Below are 15,351 nucleotides of genomic sequence, written 5' to 3' on the forward strand. Positions count from 1 at the left end.
TCCGTTCGGTTGGATCAATTACGCAAAGGTCGGCCGGTTTCCAGCGTGTGTTTGATACGCGCCTGGGTTTCCTTGGTACGGAACAGCGCCATGAAGGCCTCGCGTTCCAGCGCCATCACATCCGACTCAGTGACCGGGTCAATGATATCCGCATCACCGCCGGTCAGCACCCGCGCGAGATTGGCCGAAACCGTCACATCATGCGCGGTCGCCATGCCCTTCTTGCGGAACTCCGCCACCGCCATCCCAAGCCCGACCCGGCCGGACTCACCGGGCAGTTGCAGCACGACAGGCTCGGGAGGCCGATATCCCGCCACCTTTGCCAGTGCCAACGCCTTGGCATCGGCCAGCACGCGCATCCGATTCATCGTAATTCCGTCATCGGGTCTCAGGAATTTCAAATCCTTCGCATCCGCCGCCGAAGTCGAGACTTTCGCGGTCGAAACCATCTCGAACACTTTGGCCACAGCCGGCATCGGCCCCTTCGGCGCGTCCTTCGGAGTCTGCCAACGTGCCAGCATCGTGGCACAACCGCCCCACCCCGGCACCAGCCCGACACCGCATTCCACCAACCCTATGTAGCTCTCGGCGTGGGCCTGCACCGCAGCGCAATGCAGTAGAATCTCGCACCCGCCGCCGAGTGCGCGCCCCGCCGGCGCACCGATCACCGGGAACGGCGCATAGCGCAACGCCTGATAGGTTTTCTGACCGTCCTTGATGCTGCCTTCAATCTTGCCCCACATCCGCAAATTCGCGGCGAACACCGCAAGTCCAAGATTGGCCCCGACCGAGAAATTCTCCCGGCCCGGCCCCGCGCGGAGATTTTCGTTATAGATTACCAGCGCCTGGTAACTCTTGGCGACCAGTGCAACGGTTTTATCAAGCAACGATAAAATATCGCCGTCCAGCGAATTCATAATCGAGTGGAACTCAAAACACAGAACACCATCACCGATATCCCACACCGACGCCGATTTATTGGTCAACACTGGCTTCTGGCCGCGCTTGATATCTTCGAGTAACACAACGCCCGCGGGACGTCGCACCGGGCGATAAGTGCCCGCGCTGTCGAATTGCATCAAGGCACCGTCGACAGTTTTATAAAATGTCCCGTCTACAAGCTTCGCCAGGATCGGTGGCACCGCAATGCCGAGCGGACCCAACCGCTCGGCGACCCACGCCGCGCCAAGCTTGTCGATCAACTCGAACGGGCCGTATTTCCAAGTATAGCCCAGGCGCATCGCCTCATCGATGTTGCTGATGTCATCGGCAATCTCGGGTACCAGTGCCGCCGCATAGGCGAGCACCCGCCCGAGCACGCCCCAGGCGTATTGACCGGCAACGCTCTTGGCGCCCACCAGCTTCTTCAGATCCTTTTTGGCGTCCTTCACCTCGGCGATGTCGGATTTCGTGGTCTTGCGCCATTCCAGCACGCCACCGGCGGCCGCCTTGAGCGACAAGGTCTCGCGCAACGCCTCTGCCCCCCGGCCGCTGCGCCGATAAAACCCACCCTTGCCTTTTCGGCCGGTATAGCCTTGATCGATCATCATGCCGATCATCGGCATGTCCCGATTCATCGCATGAAACGCATCCCCTGGCGGCAACAACCGCGCGAGCGATGCATTGACATGCGGCCCCAGATCGATCCCGACCAGATCCATCAACCCGAACACGCCGGTCGATGGCAACCCCATCGGCTTGCCCATGATCGCATCGGCATCCTCGATTTCGATGCCCATCTCCATCGCCAGCACCAGCGCCGTCTGGATCCAGTAGGTCCCAATCCGGTTAGCGATGAAGCCCGGCGTATCACGGCACGCGATTACTGATTTGCCGAGCATCACGTCACAAAACCGCGTGATAGAATCGACGGCGTTTGCATTCGTCTCCGGTCCGGTGACCAGTTCGAGCAGCCGCATGTAGCGTGGCGGATTGAAGAAATGCGTGATCACGAAATCCGGCCGCAGGCTTGCCGGCATCGCCGCCATCAATTCGGCAAGCGGAATCGTCGATGTGTTGGATGACACGACCGAACCCGGCTTCCGCACCGCGGCCAGCCGCGCATACAGCGCCTGCTTGACATCGAGCCGCTCGATCACCGCCTCGACGATCCAGTCGCACGCGGCCAGACGCGCGAAATCATCCTCGGTGTTGCCCGGCGTGATAAGGCGCGCCGCCTTCGCTGACATCAAAGGCGCCGGCTCGATTTTTTTGAACCGCTCGATCGCCCCTTTGGCAATCGCGTTGCGATCCGCGCTGCCCGGCTTGACGATATCGAGCAGCATCACCTTCACACCGGCATTGGCAACATGTGCGGCAATCGCCGCCCCCATCACGCCCGCGCCGATCACTGCAACCGATTTGATTTCGGACATCAAACCGCCTCCAGCACCGTAGCGATCCCCTGCCCACCGCCGATGCACTGCGTCGCCAGCGCATACCGCCCGCCCTGGCGCTGCAACAACTGCGCCGCCTTGCCGGTAATCCGCGCCCCGGTCGCGCCGAGCGGGTGGCCAAGAGCGATGGCCCCACCATCAAGATTGACGCGCGCGGCCTCAAGCTCCAACTCGCGCATGCAGGCCAGCGCCTGGGATGCGAAGGCCTCGTTCAACTCGACCACATCGATGTCGCGCGCCGTAATGCCTGCCCGCGCCAGCGCCTTGCGCGACGCCGCGACCGGCCCGATGCCCATGATATCCGGCGCGCAACCGGCCACTGCCACCGCGGCGATCCGCGCCATCACGGTCAGACCATGCGTGCGCGCATAATCCTCCGAACACACCAGCACGGCAGAAGCGCCATCGGTCAGCGGCGAGGATGTACCGGCGGTCACAGTGCCGTTGGCATCGAACGCCGGTTTCAAGCTGGCAAACCCCTCGCGCGAGGCGTCGTGGCGAATGCACTCGTCCTGCGTCGCGTTCGCCTTGCTCAGCGTGATCGGCACGATCTCATCGGCCAGACGCCCAGCCGTCTGCGCGGCCGATGCCTTCATATGGCTTGCCAGCGCGAACTCCTCCTGCGCTTCGCGGGTAATCTGCCAGCGCTGGGCGACGTTTTCGGCGGTGTCGCCCATTCCCATGTAGGCCGCGGGGTTTTTTGCATGCAGCGCGGGCGAGGGCATCGGATTGTATCCACCCATCGGCACCCGCGTCATGCTCTCCACGCCCACCGCAATGAACGCCTCGCCCGCCCCCATCGCAATCGCGCCCGCCGCCATATGGATCGAATACATCGATGATCCGCAGAACCGGTTGACCGTGGCACCCGCGACCGTAATCGGCAGATCTGCCAGCAGCGCAATCAGCCGCGCCACGTTCAGCCCCTGCTCGGCCTCGGGAAACGCGCAACCGACAATAATATCCTCGATGTCTTCCGGGTTCACCTTGCTGCGCGCCACCAGAGCGCGTACCACCTCCGCCGCCATTTCATCGGGGCGCACCCGGGTCAGCCCCCCCTTTCGGGCCGGTGCGAGCGGGGAACGGGCATAACCGGCAATGACAGCATTGGTCATGATAGTGACTGGCTCCTGAAAATTTTATTTTTGCAGTTTCTGGATCGCGATTTCCGACTGGCGCTCGATATCACCAAGCTCGGCAAGACTCTGTTCAAGCGCGGCACGCTGCTCCTGCAGCTTCGCAATCCGCTTGCGCACGGCAGCCAACAACTGGCGCACCTGGGTATGCTGCGTCGGGTCGATATCGTACAGGTCGAGATAATCCTTAATCTCCCGCAACGAAAAACCCAGCCGCTTGCCGCGCAAAATCAACATCAGCCGCGCCCGATCGCGCGGTGTGTAGACGCGCGTGGTGCCGGCCCGGCTCGGGTTAACCAGCCCCTTGTCCTCATAGAAGCGAATGGTCCGGGCGGTCACGCCAAGCTGGCGCGCCAATTGGCTTACCGAATACAGCGCGCGTGGTGTCCCGCCGGCATCCGCAACCTCCCGCTCATGGCGCGCATGCAGCGCAGCCATCGCCGGGCTCTCAGTCGTCAATACAGTCATGCCCAATCCTGGATATTTTGAAACAAAGTTTCCGGTTTCCGTGTCGATGAACATGGACGATTCCGCGCGTTTACGCAAAGAGGATGGCTATTACGTATAGGATATACCCCACCGATTGTCCAGTGTCGGAAGCCGATGTTAGGCGACGGTAGCAAGGCCTTCTTTTTTGAAAAAAAGAAGCAAAAAACTTTTATTCGTCGGAGCCCATGCCGGTAAAACCGGCCGTACCTAAATCCAAAAAAGTTTTTTGCCAGTTTTTTATGAAAACTTAGTCTTCCCTATGCCTGAACCTTGGCCATTTCCTCAGCCACCAACTCCTTCTTCGACAATTTACCCACCATCGTCTTCGGCAGGCTCTCACGAATCTCGACCGTCTTCGGAATCTCGATCCGGTTCAAATGCGCCTGGAGAAATTCGAGTATCTCGGCCTCGGTCGCCGCCGTTCCGGGCCGCAGCGTCACGAACAGCTTGGGCGCCTGGCCGCGATACGCATCGGGAATGCCGATCGCCACGGCATCCTGCACCGCAGCGTGCTGATACGCCGCCTCCTCGATCACGCGGGGATACACGTTGAACCCGCCACACAGGATCAAATCCTTGATCCGGTCGACGATGAACAAATACCCATCCTCATCCAGATACCCGATATCGCCGGTCCGCAACGCACCATCGACAAAGCTCGCCGCGGTCTCCGCCGGCCGGTGATAATAGCCGCGCATCACCTGCGGCCCGCGCACGCAAATCTCGCCGCGCGCGCCCTGCGCCAGCACGACCTCAGGATGGTCGGGGTCACGAATTTCCACAATCGTACCCGGCAGCGCTCGGCCGACCGAGCCGATCTTCACACGGTCCGGTGGCGTGGTCGTCACGATCGGCGAGGTTTCGGACAGCCCATAGCCTTCCAGAATGGGGCAGCGCGACAGGCGCTGAAACCGCTCCATCCCCTCGAGCGACATCGGCGCGCCGCCGGACATGCAGAAATCGATGAACGATAAATCCATCCCCGCACCGGCAGCGTTGCAGATCGCGGTATACAGCGTCGGCACGCCCGGCAGCATGGTCGGCCGCTTGCGCGCAATCGTCGCCATCAGCAGTTTCATGTCGAGCCTGGGCAGCAGGATCAACTCGGCGCCGATCGCCACACCCAGATTCATCACGCCGGTCATAGCGAAGACATGAAACAGCGGCAGAACGCCCACGATCCGCTCCGTGCCGCGTCCAATCGTCGGGTTCGCCGCCAGAACCTGCTGGATATTGGCGGTGATATTGGCATGCGTCAGCATCGCGGCCTTCGGCGTGCCGGTGGTGCCGCCGGTATATTGCAGCACCGCGATATCCTGCACCGGATCGATCACGACAGGCTTGGGTTTCGCTGCCCCGGCAATCAGCCTATCGAACCGCAGATACACTTCGCCATCCGGCACGGCGGCAAGATCCCTCGCCTTGAACGCGCGGAACAGCAACGCTTTCAGCAGCGGAAGGGCCGCCACCATCGAACAGACGATCACCCGGTCCAGCAACCCCTGATCCACCAGCCGGCCGATCTTTGCCTGGATCATCGCGATATCCAGCGTCACCATGATCCGCGTGCCAGAGTCCTTGATCTGCCCGGCCAGTTCCCGCTCCGTATACAGCGGATTGAAATTCACGACCGTGCCGCCGGCCTTCAGGATTGCGAAATACAGGATCACCGAATACGGCGTGTTTGGCAGACACAGACCGACGCACACGCCCTTGCCTACCCCCAGCGCTTGCAACCCCGCGGCCGCACGATCGGCCAAATCCGCCACCGTTCCCCAGGTCTGGCCACGCCCCAAAAAATCGATCGCCGGGCGCCCGGCAAACCGGCGCGCCGCGTCATCGAGCAAATCAATCAGCGGCGTGGGAACGGCAACAAAATCGACATCGGCATGATTGGCGGTAGCGTCCACTTCGGTGTCCTCCAGAGCCGGCCGGGTTTTGTCCAATGCCGTATCGAACTACCGCTTTGGATGATCCCTTGCCGTTAACGTCAATACTACCAAGCCGGCCCCGCCTTGGCAAGAATGCCGCCCGCGCAAAAAAAACGGGGCCCAGAGGACCCCGTGATCGACAACCCCGAAGTCAGAAACTTCAGACGGCTTTCAGGTTGATGGCGGCAGCCTTGCCCCGTTCCATCGCGATTTCGTATGAGACTTTCTGGCCTTCATTCAGGCCGCGCATGCCCGCTGCCTGAACTGCCGTGATATGAACGAATACATCCTTGCCGCCATCCTGCGGTACGATGAACCCGAAACCTTTTGTGGTGTTAAACCACTTGACAGTGCCGATCGCCATTGTTGCGTCGTCGCTCCTAAGACACACCCACCGTGCGACCGCCGCACGGCTCAAGAGGGACAACCGGGTTTTGGACGTCTTGGCCGCGTACGGAGACCCGTCTCGTGCAACAAGGCAAGCCAAAGTCGATTGCACAGTTAATGACGCAGAAAGATGCGTGCCTGTCAACGCGAATACGCATGGCTTCCGCTATCGATTCACCCTTTCCCGCACGACGTGACAATATTCTCGGCCGATCGCCCTATTTGCACCCGACCCGACGAACGGCGATAAGCACAAGCGTCTGTTCCAGGGAGGATAATCCGTGATCGTATCAAAAAAATTTGAGACAATTTCGGCTCAGAAAAGCTTCGGCGGCACGCAGAGCGTGTATCGCCATGCGTCCACGGAAACCGGCTGCCCGATGCGCTTCGGCGTGTTCATCCCACCCCAGGCCGCTCATCGCCCCGTCCCCGCGCTCTACTACCTCGCCGGTCTCACCTGCACCGAAGAGAATTTCGTGGTCAAGGCCGGTGCGCAGCGCATCGGCGCCGAACTCGGCATCGCGCTGATCGCGCCTGATACCTCGCCCCGCGGCCTGCACTACCCCAGCGAAGACGATGCCTACGATTTCGGCTCCGGCGCCGGCTTCTATGTCGATGCGACCGAAGCACCCTGGCAGACCGGCTATCGCATGTATTCCTACATCAGCCGCGAACTGCCCGACCTGTTGAACGCCGAACTCCCGATCGATCCCGCCCGCATCGGCATCTTCGGCCATTCGATGGGCGGCCACGGCGCGTTGACCATCGCGCTCAAACACCCCGAAACCTTTAAATCGGTCTCCGCCTTCGCGCCCATCGTGTCACCGATGCGCTGCCCCTGGGGCGAAAAGGCGCTCACCGGCTACCTCGGCACCGACCGCAATGCCTGGCGTGCGTACGACGCGACTGCCCTGATCGAAGAGCGCGGCTGGGCCGGCCCGCCGATCCTGATCGATCAAGGCACCGCCGATCCGTTCCTCGAGCGCGAACTCAAGCCCGAACTGATCCGCGCAGCGTGCGCCGCAAAAACCATCCCACTCGATCTGCGGATGCAGGACGGTTACGATCATTCGTATTTTTTCATCGCAACCTTCATGGACGATCATTTGCGCCACCACGCCAGATATTTGTGACGTGGTGGCGCGTCGCCTCAGTCCGGTTTGGCGCCATCGACGCTGTTTTCCAGAACCGCACCGCTCTTCGCATCGACACCGACCTCATGCGTGGCACCTGCCACCTTGATGTCGAACGAATACCGCAGACCCGAACCGCCGCTTTCACGCTCCAATTCCATGTCGGCGACGGTGCCGGCTTGCGCCTTCAACGCAATCGTCTGCGCCTGGGTTGGCGTGATCGACGCATCCTTCTGCAAACTCTGCCCCGTATAGGCGAGGGCCGCACCGCATGACGCAATCGACAAAAAAGCGCCGAGCCCGATCGTCCTGATCGATAGAGTGTGTTTGGTCATTGATCTCTCCTGATGCAGCGGCCGATGCCTGGCCGCATCGCCACAGAACACCATGGCGCCCGACCAGATCATGTCGCCACCTGTGTCGATCGGTAACACGCCGCGTCAGGCGTCCGACTTGCCGGCGAGCGCAACGACACGCTTCTGCACCCCCCAGACGCGTTTGCCGGTCAGAAAATATACCCAGCCCCAGCTTGCACCCAGGTGTCGGAACAGCTGGAAGCTGAAGGGTTCGATCACGGCGGCCAGAATTGCCAGGCCCGGCTTTGCCTGGGTCCGCCCGCCGACCCAGTTGCGATACAGATGCACCGACCAGCCATGAAACCCGAGATCGATCACGATCTTGCCCAGAATGAACCCACCCACCGGAATCAGCATCGCGACCCGGCCGGTGCCGACGTACCACAGCAGCAGTGCGAACGCGCACAGCCCATAGATGGGCTGCATGGTATCGATCGCTTTGACCGGCAGCATCCACGTCCCCAACCGCCGGTAGCGCGCCGCGCCCACCATGTCGCGATACCAGAACTGGGTCTGCAGAAATCCGCCGAACCAGCGCCGGCGCTGGCGCAGAAACGCGGGCAGGTTGGCAGGCGCCGAGGTGCGCCCGCGCGCCGCGCCGATTACCGCGCTATGCCAGCCCAACCCGTGCAGAAACCCGTAGCGGCGCAGGCGGTGGATCAATTCATAATCCTCGACCAGGCAATCCGGATCGAACCCGCCCACCAGCGCCAGGGCATCGCGCCGGAACCCGGCGAACGCGCCCGAAATCAGCAGCAGGCTGTCTTGGCGCATCCAGGCGTAGCGCGAGAGAAAATTGCGGATATATTCATAGGTCTGAAACCACTCGAACACCCGCCCGCTCAGGCTGGCATCGCACACCGGCGTCAACACTCCGGTCGCCGCCACCAGACCCGGTGTGGTCGCGAACGCGGTGCGCATCGCCCCGATCGCGTCGCCGTCCAGGATGGTATCGGCATCGACCGTCAGAACCAGATCGGTCGCGAGATGAACCAGGCTCGCGTTGAGCGCCACCGCCTTGCCGCCGTGCGGCAGGCGCAGCCAGCGCAGCTGCGGCACGATGGGGCTAGGCGCGCTGATGGTACCCGCCACCGGCGGCTCAAGTCGATAGACCGATCGCATTACGGCGGCCGTGCCATCGGTCGAGCCATCATCGGCGATCACGATCACCTCGGGCGGATCGCTCTGCCCGATCAGCCCGGCCACCGTCGCCTCGAGCACCGATGCTTCGTTATACGCGGCAACGATCACTCCCAGCGTCGGCCGCACCCCCACCGGTGCCGGCATCACCATCGCCTTGCGCAATGGCCACGTCTGCCAGACAGTGAACGCCAGCAACACCGTGTCATACGCGATATAGACAATCCCGACCGACCAGGCCGAAATACCGCGCGCGAAAAACGCATTCGCGAACAACGCCACCCACACGGCCATGACCGCGCCGTGGATCGCCACGCTGCGCCACGGCGTCGGCGGTGGCGTCCAGCGCGGCGAATTCATCCGGAGCGTCGGATTCAAAATATCTGGCACGCGTGCTATCCTCATCACAATCGATGGCATGACACATGAGGCGGCTTGACGACCTGCCAAGCAGCCCCATCGAATGGTTGTCCCAGCCGGAGCACGCCGATGACCGATGCCGAAAAATACACCCGCACAGCCGTCCTGCTGCATTGGGGCATCGCCCTTTTCATCCTGGTGAACGTCATCCTCGGGCTTGGCGCCAATTACGCCCCCACCAGCTGGCAACGACCGATGATCGATCTGCATAAATCGATCGGCATCACCGTGCTGTTCCTCGTGTTCGCCCGCATTGCCTGGCGTCTGACCCACAAACCACCCACCATGCCGGCCAGCTACGCGCCGTGGGAACGCACCCTCGCCCACACCGTCCACTACGCGCTGTATCTGCTGATCCTCGCCCTGCCGATCACCGGCTGGATCCACGATTCCGCCTGGAGCGCCGCCGCCGGCCACCCGCTCAAACTATTCTGGATCATCCCCTGGTTCCGCCTCGGCTTCATCACCAGCCTGCCCGCCCCCACCAAACACGCATTCCACATCTGGTTCGGCGCCATCCACACTTACCTCGGCTACGTCCTCTACACCCTCGTCGCCGCCCACATCGCCGGCGCCCTGAAACACCAATTGCTCGACCGCCGCCCGGAATTGCAGCGCATGTGGCGATAACCCATAATGGGGAGCCATTCCGAGGCACCCACCATAAGGGACACGCGACATGGGCGAGCGATTGACGATCGGGGAGGCAGCGGCGGCGAGCGGCGTTTCCGCCAAGATGATCCGGCATTACGAGTCGATCGGGTTGATCGCGCCGCCCGCACGCGGCGGGAATTCGTACCGGTTCTACGACCCGCGGCTGATCCATGAACTGGGCTTCATCCATCGCGCTCGAGATCTGGGATTTTCGATCGCGGATATCCGGGTGCTGTTGTCGTTATGGCGCGACCGCAACCGGCCATCGGCCGAAGTGAAGGCGGTGGCGCTCGCACATCTCGCCGCGCTGAATGCAAAGGTGGCCGGGTTACAGGCGATGAGCGCGCAATTGCGCCATCTCGCGGCGTGCTGCCATGGCGATGATCGGCCGGATTGTCCGATCCTCGATGATCTGGCGGCGCAGGGACGCCGTGCCGCGGCCGGATGACGGTGGTGAGGTAACGAACAGGCGACCTGCAATGTCCTTCACCGCCGCACGCAATCGAGCAGATAATTACCGTCGTTATCCTTGCGAACGCCATGAATATCGGCCTCGAACCCGGGAAACTGCCGATCCCAGGCCGCGGCGAAGCGCAGATATTCGATAATGAGCGGCGAGGACACGCGCTCCCCCGGCACGATCAGCGCAATGCCCGGCGGATACGGCACCACCATCCGCGCCAGTACCCGGCCGTGCAGCGCGTCGAGCCCCACCTGCTCGACCCGGCCGCCGGCGAGTTCGGCATGCGCCTGCTGCGGCGTCAGCACCTGTTCGGGCAGGGTTTCGAACATCGCATTCTGGATCGCGAGAACCCGGCCATCCTGATAGACCGCGTGCTGCGCCGTGCACAGATCGCGCAGACCCATGCGCTCATAGGCGCGCGATTCGCGGACCAGATCGGGCATCACATCGGCCAGCGGCGTGTTGGCCGCATAATGCGCGCGAAACGCCAGCAATTCGGTGACCAGATTGCTCCATTTGCCGCGCGAGACGCCGAGGGTGAACAGGATCAGAAAATGATACGTGCCGATCTTTTCGACCACGATGCCGCGCGACCACAGGAATTTCGCAACGATCGGCGCCGGAATGCCATCCTCATCACCCAGACCCGGGCACAGAATGGTCACCTTCATCGGGTCCAGCAGCGAAAACCCCTCGGTGATATCGGCAAACCCGTGCCAGGCGTCGCCGGGTTTCAGCGTCCAATCCACCTGGTCGAACCCGGCACCCGCCGGTTCCCATAGCTTGAACCACCAGTCGCCACGCGCCGCGAAGGTATCGCCCAACGCCGCGATGCTGCGCCGGAACGCCGCCGCCTCGTGCAAGGTTTCATCGACCAGCGTGCGCCCCGCCGCACCGCGCATCATCCGCGCCGCCACATCGCACGACGCAATGATGCCATACCAGGGCGAGGTACTGGAATGCATCATGAACGCCTCGTTGAACCGGTCAGGATCGAGTTTCTGCGCCGAGCCCTCCTTCAGATGCACCATCGACGCCTGCGAAATCGCGGCCAGAACCTTGTGGGTCGATTGCGTCGAAAACACCAAAGGTTCGACCGGCCCCGCCCCGTCGCTCATCGCGTAAAAACCACGATAAAACTCATGAAAATGCGCCTGGGCGAGCCATGCCTCATCGAAATGGACCGCATCCGCCACCGGCGCCAAAGCCAGCTTCACCGCATCCGCGTTGATGCACAGACCATCGTAGGTGGAGTTCGTCACCGTAGCGATCCGGATGCGCCCGCCCGCCTGCGCCGCAATCGCCGCCGCTTCGAATTGCGCGCGCGGGATCGGGCCGATAATGCCATACGCATTGCGACTCGGTCGCAGATAAATCGGGCTGGCCCCGGTCATGATCAGCGCATGCACGATCGATTTATGGCAATTCCGGTCCACCAGAACCTTGTCGCCCGGCCCGACCAGACCGCTCCAGACGATCTTGTTGGCCGATGACGTACCGTTGGTAACGAAAAACGTCGAATCCGCACCAAAACTCTGCGCGGCCTCACGCTCCGCCTCGCGCACCGGACCCGCATGATCGAGCAACGAACCCAACTCCGGCACCGAGACCGACAAATCCGCCCGCAAGGTCGTCTCGCCGAAAAACCGGTGAAACGCCTGGCCCACCGGCGAGCGCATGAACGCCACCCCGCCACCATGACCGGGCGTGTGCCAGGAATACTTCGCCGCATCGGTATAGCGCACCAACGCCTTGAAAAACGGCGGCAACATCGCATCCAGATACCGATGAATCGCACTCGACACATAGCCCGCCATGAACGCCGGACTGTCTTCATGCAGGTATAAATACCCGTCGATCCGCTCCATCAGCGCCACCGGCGGATCATCCGGCATCCGCCGCTCGCCATATAAAAACAACGGCAGATCCGGCGCCCGCGCCAACGCCAGGGCCACGATCCGGTCCAACGCCTCGATCAACGCATCACGGTCGGCAAATCCGTCGATCGAGACCAGCACGGCCGATAAGCCGGTGTACAGCACGCGCCCGGCCCGCGCATCGTCAACCGTCAGCCCGGCCAGCACCGCATGGCCCCGCGCCTCGAACGCACCAACCAACGCCCGGACCACACGGCCCGCCGCCGATTCTGCGGCATAATCGTCGTCGACCACCGCAATCGGATAATCCTGCAAACTGCTCATCGCCGCTCCTTATGCTCGCCGGTATGATCGTGGCGCCCGATTATATCAGTTCGGTCGGCAGGTTAATTCGGAACAGAGTCCCATGGTCGGAGGTTGCCACCAGGTCGAGTTCGCCGCCATGAGCGCGCACGAGGTCGCGCGCGATCGCGAGGCCCAGACCGGTGCCGCCGCGGCGGGCGGAACCGGTAAAAGGACGGAACAAATTGGCGCGGGCTTGCTCAGGCAGGCCGGGACCATCGTCCTCGATATCGATCGTGACAACGCCGGCTTCGCTGGCCGCCCGCACCGTCACATGCCGGGCCCCCGCCTCGGCAGCGTTGCGGATCAGGTTGAACAGAGCACGAAACATCTGCGTCCGGTCCAGCGGCGGGGCCAGACCGGATGCGATTTCCGCAGCGACCGCGACCGTTTCGACCTGCGCCATCACCTGCTCGGCCACTTCACCGACCAGATCGCCCAAAGGAAACCCGGCCCGCAACACCGCCGGCGGCCCCTCACGCGCGAAGGTCAGCGTCTTGGTGACCAGATCCGTTGCGCGCTCCACCGCGGTCACCAACGTCGTCGCCGCACGCCGTGTGCCAGGGTCGTCGCTGCCCGACAGCCGGTCCGCCACCAGCAGCGCCGAGGACAGAATGTTGCGCAGATCATGGCTGATCTTCGCAACCGCCGTGCCCAACGCCGCCAGCCGCGCATTGCGCCACAAAGCGGCTCGCAACTCCGTCTGCATCGCGGTGAGTTCACTGGCGGCCAAGGCAATCTCGTCATCACGAACCCGCCGGCGGCGCGGCATCGCCAGCGGCGCCGCATGCTCAGGATCGGTCCGAAACCGCGCAATACTCTCGGTCAGCCGGCGCATCGGCAACACCAATATGCGGTCGAGCGCCAGATACACCATCAGCCCGGTCACCAACGCAATCGCCACCGATAACGCCGCGATATGCGCCATATACCGCCGCAAATGATCAGCCAAAGTCGGATTGTGCACGACAATCTGGACAATCACACCCTTCTGCAACGGACTCGGCGACGTCACCAGAATGTCCCGCGGCTCCAGATTGAGCACCACCGCAACCGCCCGCACCATCGAACCAATCAACGTCTCATGCGCAATATTGATCTGGCCCTCCGCATGAACCGTGCCACGCGGCGGCAACACCAAAATACTCCGCCCGCCCTCGACCAGCCGGATCGCCTCCGTGCCCGATAACCGCAACAACTCGTTGCGCGTTGATAAATCGACCACACCATGCGGCGCCGTCGAGACCGTCAAACCCGCCAGATGCGCCTCCGTCACACGGTTGGTCAGCCACGCCATCCGCTCCCGCCCCAAACTCGGCAACAGAATCATCACCTCGACCAGCAACGTCACACCCACGGTCAACCACAACAACCGCGCCGATAAACTATGCCGCACCCGCCGCGCCATCGGCCTCAACATCCGCCGCTCCGGCGCATGACCGCCACGAGGGCCGGTGGCGGTCATGCGCCCGCGCGACCGGCGGTGAAGAGGCGGTCGAGGAAGGTGCGGTCGGCGTTGGCGCGAGATTCGGGGGTGAGGCCGGCGAGGGCCTGGTCGGCGGTGTATTCGGTGAAGGCGAGGCTGGGGGGGAGCATGGCGCATTCGGCGTCGATGGCGGTTTGGAAGGCGATTTCCTGGACGCGGTTGAGGATATCGTTGGTTTGGGTGGGCACGCCGGCACGGAGGCGGCTTTGGGCGCGGATGAGGACGAGACGGGTTGGATTGAGGGCGAGGAGTGGTGCGAGGGGTGGGTTACCGGAGTAGGCACCGTCCCAGTAGGCGATGCCGTCGATGGTGACGGGGGGAAACAGCATGGGCAGGCAGGAGGAAGCGAGCAGGGCGTCGGTTGTGATGTCCTGGTTGGTAAAGATGCGGGGGCGGCCGGATTCGACGGCGGTGGCGGCGATGAACAGGCGTTTGGCGCTGGGGTGGATCAGGGCGTCGGGGTCGAGCAGGTCGGCGAGGATGGGGCGCAGCGGGTTCTGACCGAGCGGGTTGATGGTGGCGGCGCCGAACATGTTGACCAGGGCGGACATGCCTTGCATGGCGATGCTGTTGCCGAATTCGCGGCCGATTTCAAAGCCGGGGACCCAGCGGTCGAGGTGGCCGGTGAGCGGGGCGAACATATTGGTGGCGACAACGCGGTCCCAGAATGCGGCCATGGCGGTGCGGGCGCCGGTGGCGCCGTTTCGCACGAGGCCCTGCACGGCCATGGTGGCGAGAATGGCGCCGGAGGAGACGCCGCACACGGCATCGAAGGTGAAGCCGGTTTCGAGCAGGGCATCGAGCACGCCCCAAGCGTAGGCGCCGTGGGAGCCGCCGCCTTGGAGGGCCAGGGCAGTAGGGCCGGCGGTTCGGGCGCTTTTCTTGGTCATGACCCATACTGTGGGCCGAACGCCGTTTCGGCAAGCGCACAGGGTTCCGGGGTGGTAAAGCGAAGGAAGAAGGAAGGTCTTCTTTTTTGTGAACAAAAAAGAAGCAAAAAAACTTTGTTCGTTTGGGACGGCGCCGCTTCAAACGCCCGTGCTCCAGGGTCAGAAAGTTTGTTGTTTCTTTTTTCCAAAAAAGAAGCGCTTCCTTCCTCCTTGCCTTAAACCCACACCCAACCGCGCTGATTTGTTGACGG

At 62.6% G+C, this 15,351-nt stretch carries 13 protein-coding genes; 3 read left to right on the forward strand and 10 right to left on the reverse strand.

The window, feature by feature from the left end:
- Nucleotides 1–14: 14 nt before the first annotated feature.
- The 5 genes from BW994_RS13430 to BW994_RS13450 all read right to left on the reverse strand — a co-directional run bounded on the left by BW994_RS13430 (nt 15) and on the right by BW994_RS13450 (nt 6,316).
- Nucleotides 15–2,375 (reverse strand): 3-hydroxyacyl-CoA dehydrogenase/enoyl-CoA hydratase family protein, encoded by a 2,361-nt coding sequence (locus tag BW994_RS13430; RefSeq protein WP_029312635.1) that lies wholly within the window; start codon nt 2,373–2,375, stop codon nt 15–17.
- Nucleotides 2,375–3,511, reverse strand: a complete 1,137-nt coding sequence (locus tag BW994_RS13435; protein WP_029312634.1) for a thiolase family protein — start codon at nt 3,509–3,511, stop codon at nt 2,375–2,377. The genes BW994_RS13430 and BW994_RS13435 overlap by 1 nt, the downstream gene beginning before the upstream one ends.
- A 24-nt stretch (nt 3,512–3,535) precedes the next feature.
- Entirely contained in the window at nt 3,536–4,054 is a 519-nt protein-coding gene (locus BW994_RS13440) for a MerR family DNA-binding transcriptional regulator (RefSeq protein ID WP_342667853.1), read from the reverse strand.
- 224 nt (nt 4,055–4,278) lie between these two features.
- Nucleotides 4,279–5,931, reverse strand: a complete 1,653-nt coding sequence (locus BW994_RS13445) for a long-chain-fatty-acid--CoA ligase (protein WP_029312632.1) — start codon at nt 5,929–5,931, stop codon at nt 4,279–4,281.
- A 181-nt stretch (nt 5,932–6,112) separates the two neighbouring features.
- Nucleotides 6,113–6,316, reverse strand: a complete 204-nt coding sequence (locus BW994_RS13450) for a cold-shock protein (RefSeq protein WP_029312631.1) — start codon at nt 6,314–6,316, stop codon at nt 6,113–6,115.
- A 304-nt stretch (nt 6,317–6,620) separates the two neighbouring features.
- Between BW994_RS13450 and fghA the strand changes: the two genes are divergently transcribed.
- Entirely contained in the window at nt 6,621–7,472 is an 852-nt protein-coding gene (gene fghA / locus BW994_RS13455; protein WP_342667852.1) for an S-formylglutathione hydrolase, read from the forward strand.
- Between the two features lie 17 nt (nt 7,473–7,489).
- On the opposite strand, the gene BW994_RS13460 is transcribed toward fghA, so the two are convergent.
- Nucleotides 7,490–7,807, reverse strand: a complete 318-nt coding sequence (locus BW994_RS13460) for a PepSY domain-containing protein (protein ID WP_029312629.1) — start codon at nt 7,805–7,807, stop codon at nt 7,490–7,492.
- Nucleotides 7,808–7,912: 105 nt separating this feature from the next.
- Entirely contained in the window at nt 7,913–9,328 is a 1,416-nt protein-coding gene (locus BW994_RS13465) for a glycosyltransferase family 2 protein (RefSeq protein ID WP_029312628.1), read from the reverse strand.
- A gap of 129 nt (nt 9,329–9,457) precedes the next feature.
- Here BW994_RS13465 and BW994_RS13470 point away from each other — a divergent pair, with 129 nt between their 5' ends.
- Nucleotides 9,458–10,018: a cytochrome b gene (locus tag BW994_RS13470; protein ID WP_029312627.1), complete on the forward strand. Its 561-nt coding sequence runs from the start codon at nt 9,458–9,460 to the stop codon at nt 10,016–10,018.
- 49 nt (nt 10,019–10,067) lie between these two features.
- Nucleotides 10,068–10,490 carry a Cu(I)-responsive transcriptional regulator gene (gene cueR / locus BW994_RS13475; protein WP_035229403.1) on the forward strand — a complete coding sequence of 141 codons (423 nt, stop codon included), beginning with the start codon at nt 10,068–10,070 and terminating at the stop codon, nt 10,488–10,490.
- A gap of 38 nt (nt 10,491–10,528) precedes the next feature.
- Here the strand turns inward: cueR and BW994_RS13480 are convergent, their stop codons facing one another.
- The 3 genes from BW994_RS13480 to BW994_RS13490 are packed head-to-tail and all read right to left on the reverse strand — an operon-like array spanning nt 10,529 to nt 15,100.
- Nucleotides 10,529–12,706, reverse strand: a complete 2,178-nt coding sequence (locus BW994_RS13480; protein ID WP_029312625.1) for an Orn/Lys/Arg family decarboxylase — start codon at nt 12,704–12,706, stop codon at nt 10,529–10,531.
- 40 nt (nt 12,707–12,746) lie between these two features.
- Nucleotides 12,747–14,189 (reverse strand): sensor histidine kinase, encoded by a 1,443-nt coding sequence (locus tag BW994_RS13485; RefSeq protein WP_245594161.1) that lies wholly within the window; start codon nt 14,187–14,189, stop codon nt 12,747–12,749.
- Nucleotides 14,186–15,100, reverse strand: coding sequence for a patatin-like phospholipase family protein (locus tag BW994_RS13490; protein ID WP_029312623.1), 915 nt, complete (start codon nt 15,098–15,100; stop codon nt 14,186–14,188). The genes BW994_RS13485 and BW994_RS13490 overlap by 4 nt, the downstream gene beginning before the upstream one ends.
- Nucleotides 15,101–15,351: the final 251 nt, after the last annotated feature.

Origin of the sequence: Acidiphilium rubrum (genome assembly GCF_900156265.1) — a bacterium.
In the GTDB taxonomy this organism is placed as follows: Bacteria; Pseudomonadota; Alphaproteobacteria; order Acetobacterales; family Acetobacteraceae; genus Acidiphilium; species Acidiphilium rubrum.

Excerpts from the sequence above, each read along its gene's own strand:
- BW994_RS13470 (WP_029312627.1), top strand. The coding sequence starts at position 9,458 with ATGACCGATGCCGAAAAATACACCCGCACAGCCGTCCTGCTGCATTGG.
- BW994_RS13430 (WP_029312635.1), bottom strand. The coding sequence starts at position 2,375 with ATGTCCGAAATCAAATCGGTTGCAGTGATCGGCGCGGGCGTGATGGGG.
- BW994_RS13465 (WP_029312628.1), bottom strand. The coding sequence starts at position 9,328 with ATGAATTCGCCGCGCTGGACGCCACCGCCGACGCCGTGGCGCAGCGTG.
- BW994_RS13435 (WP_029312634.1), bottom strand. The coding sequence starts at position 3,511 with ATGACCAATGCTGTCATTGCCGGTTATGCCCGTTCCCCGCTCGCACCG.
- BW994_RS13480 (WP_029312625.1), bottom strand. The coding sequence starts at position 12,706 with ATGAGCAGTTTGCAGGATTATCCGATTGCGGTGGTCGACGACGATTAT.
- BW994_RS13440 (WP_342667853.1), bottom strand. The coding sequence starts at position 4,054 with ATGTTCATCGACACGGAAACCGGAAACTTTGTTTCAAAATATCCAGGA.
- BW994_RS13485 (WP_245594161.1), bottom strand. The coding sequence starts at position 14,189 with ATGACCGCCACCGGCCCTCGTGGCGGTCATGCGCCGGAGCGGCGGATG.
- BW994_RS13450 (WP_029312631.1), bottom strand. The coding sequence starts at position 6,316 with ATGGCGATCGGCACTGTCAAGTGGTTTAACACCACAAAAGGTTTCGGG.
- BW994_RS13490 (WP_029312623.1), bottom strand. The coding sequence starts at position 15,100 with ATGACCAAGAAAAGCGCCCGAACCGCCGGCCCTACTGCCCTGGCCCTC.
- BW994_RS13460 (WP_029312629.1), bottom strand. The coding sequence starts at position 7,807 with ATGACCAAACACACTCTATCGATCAGGACGATCGGGCTCGGCGCTTTT.
- cueR (WP_035229403.1), top strand. The coding sequence starts at position 10,068 with ATGGGCGAGCGATTGACGATCGGGGAGGCAGCGGCGGCGAGCGGCGTT.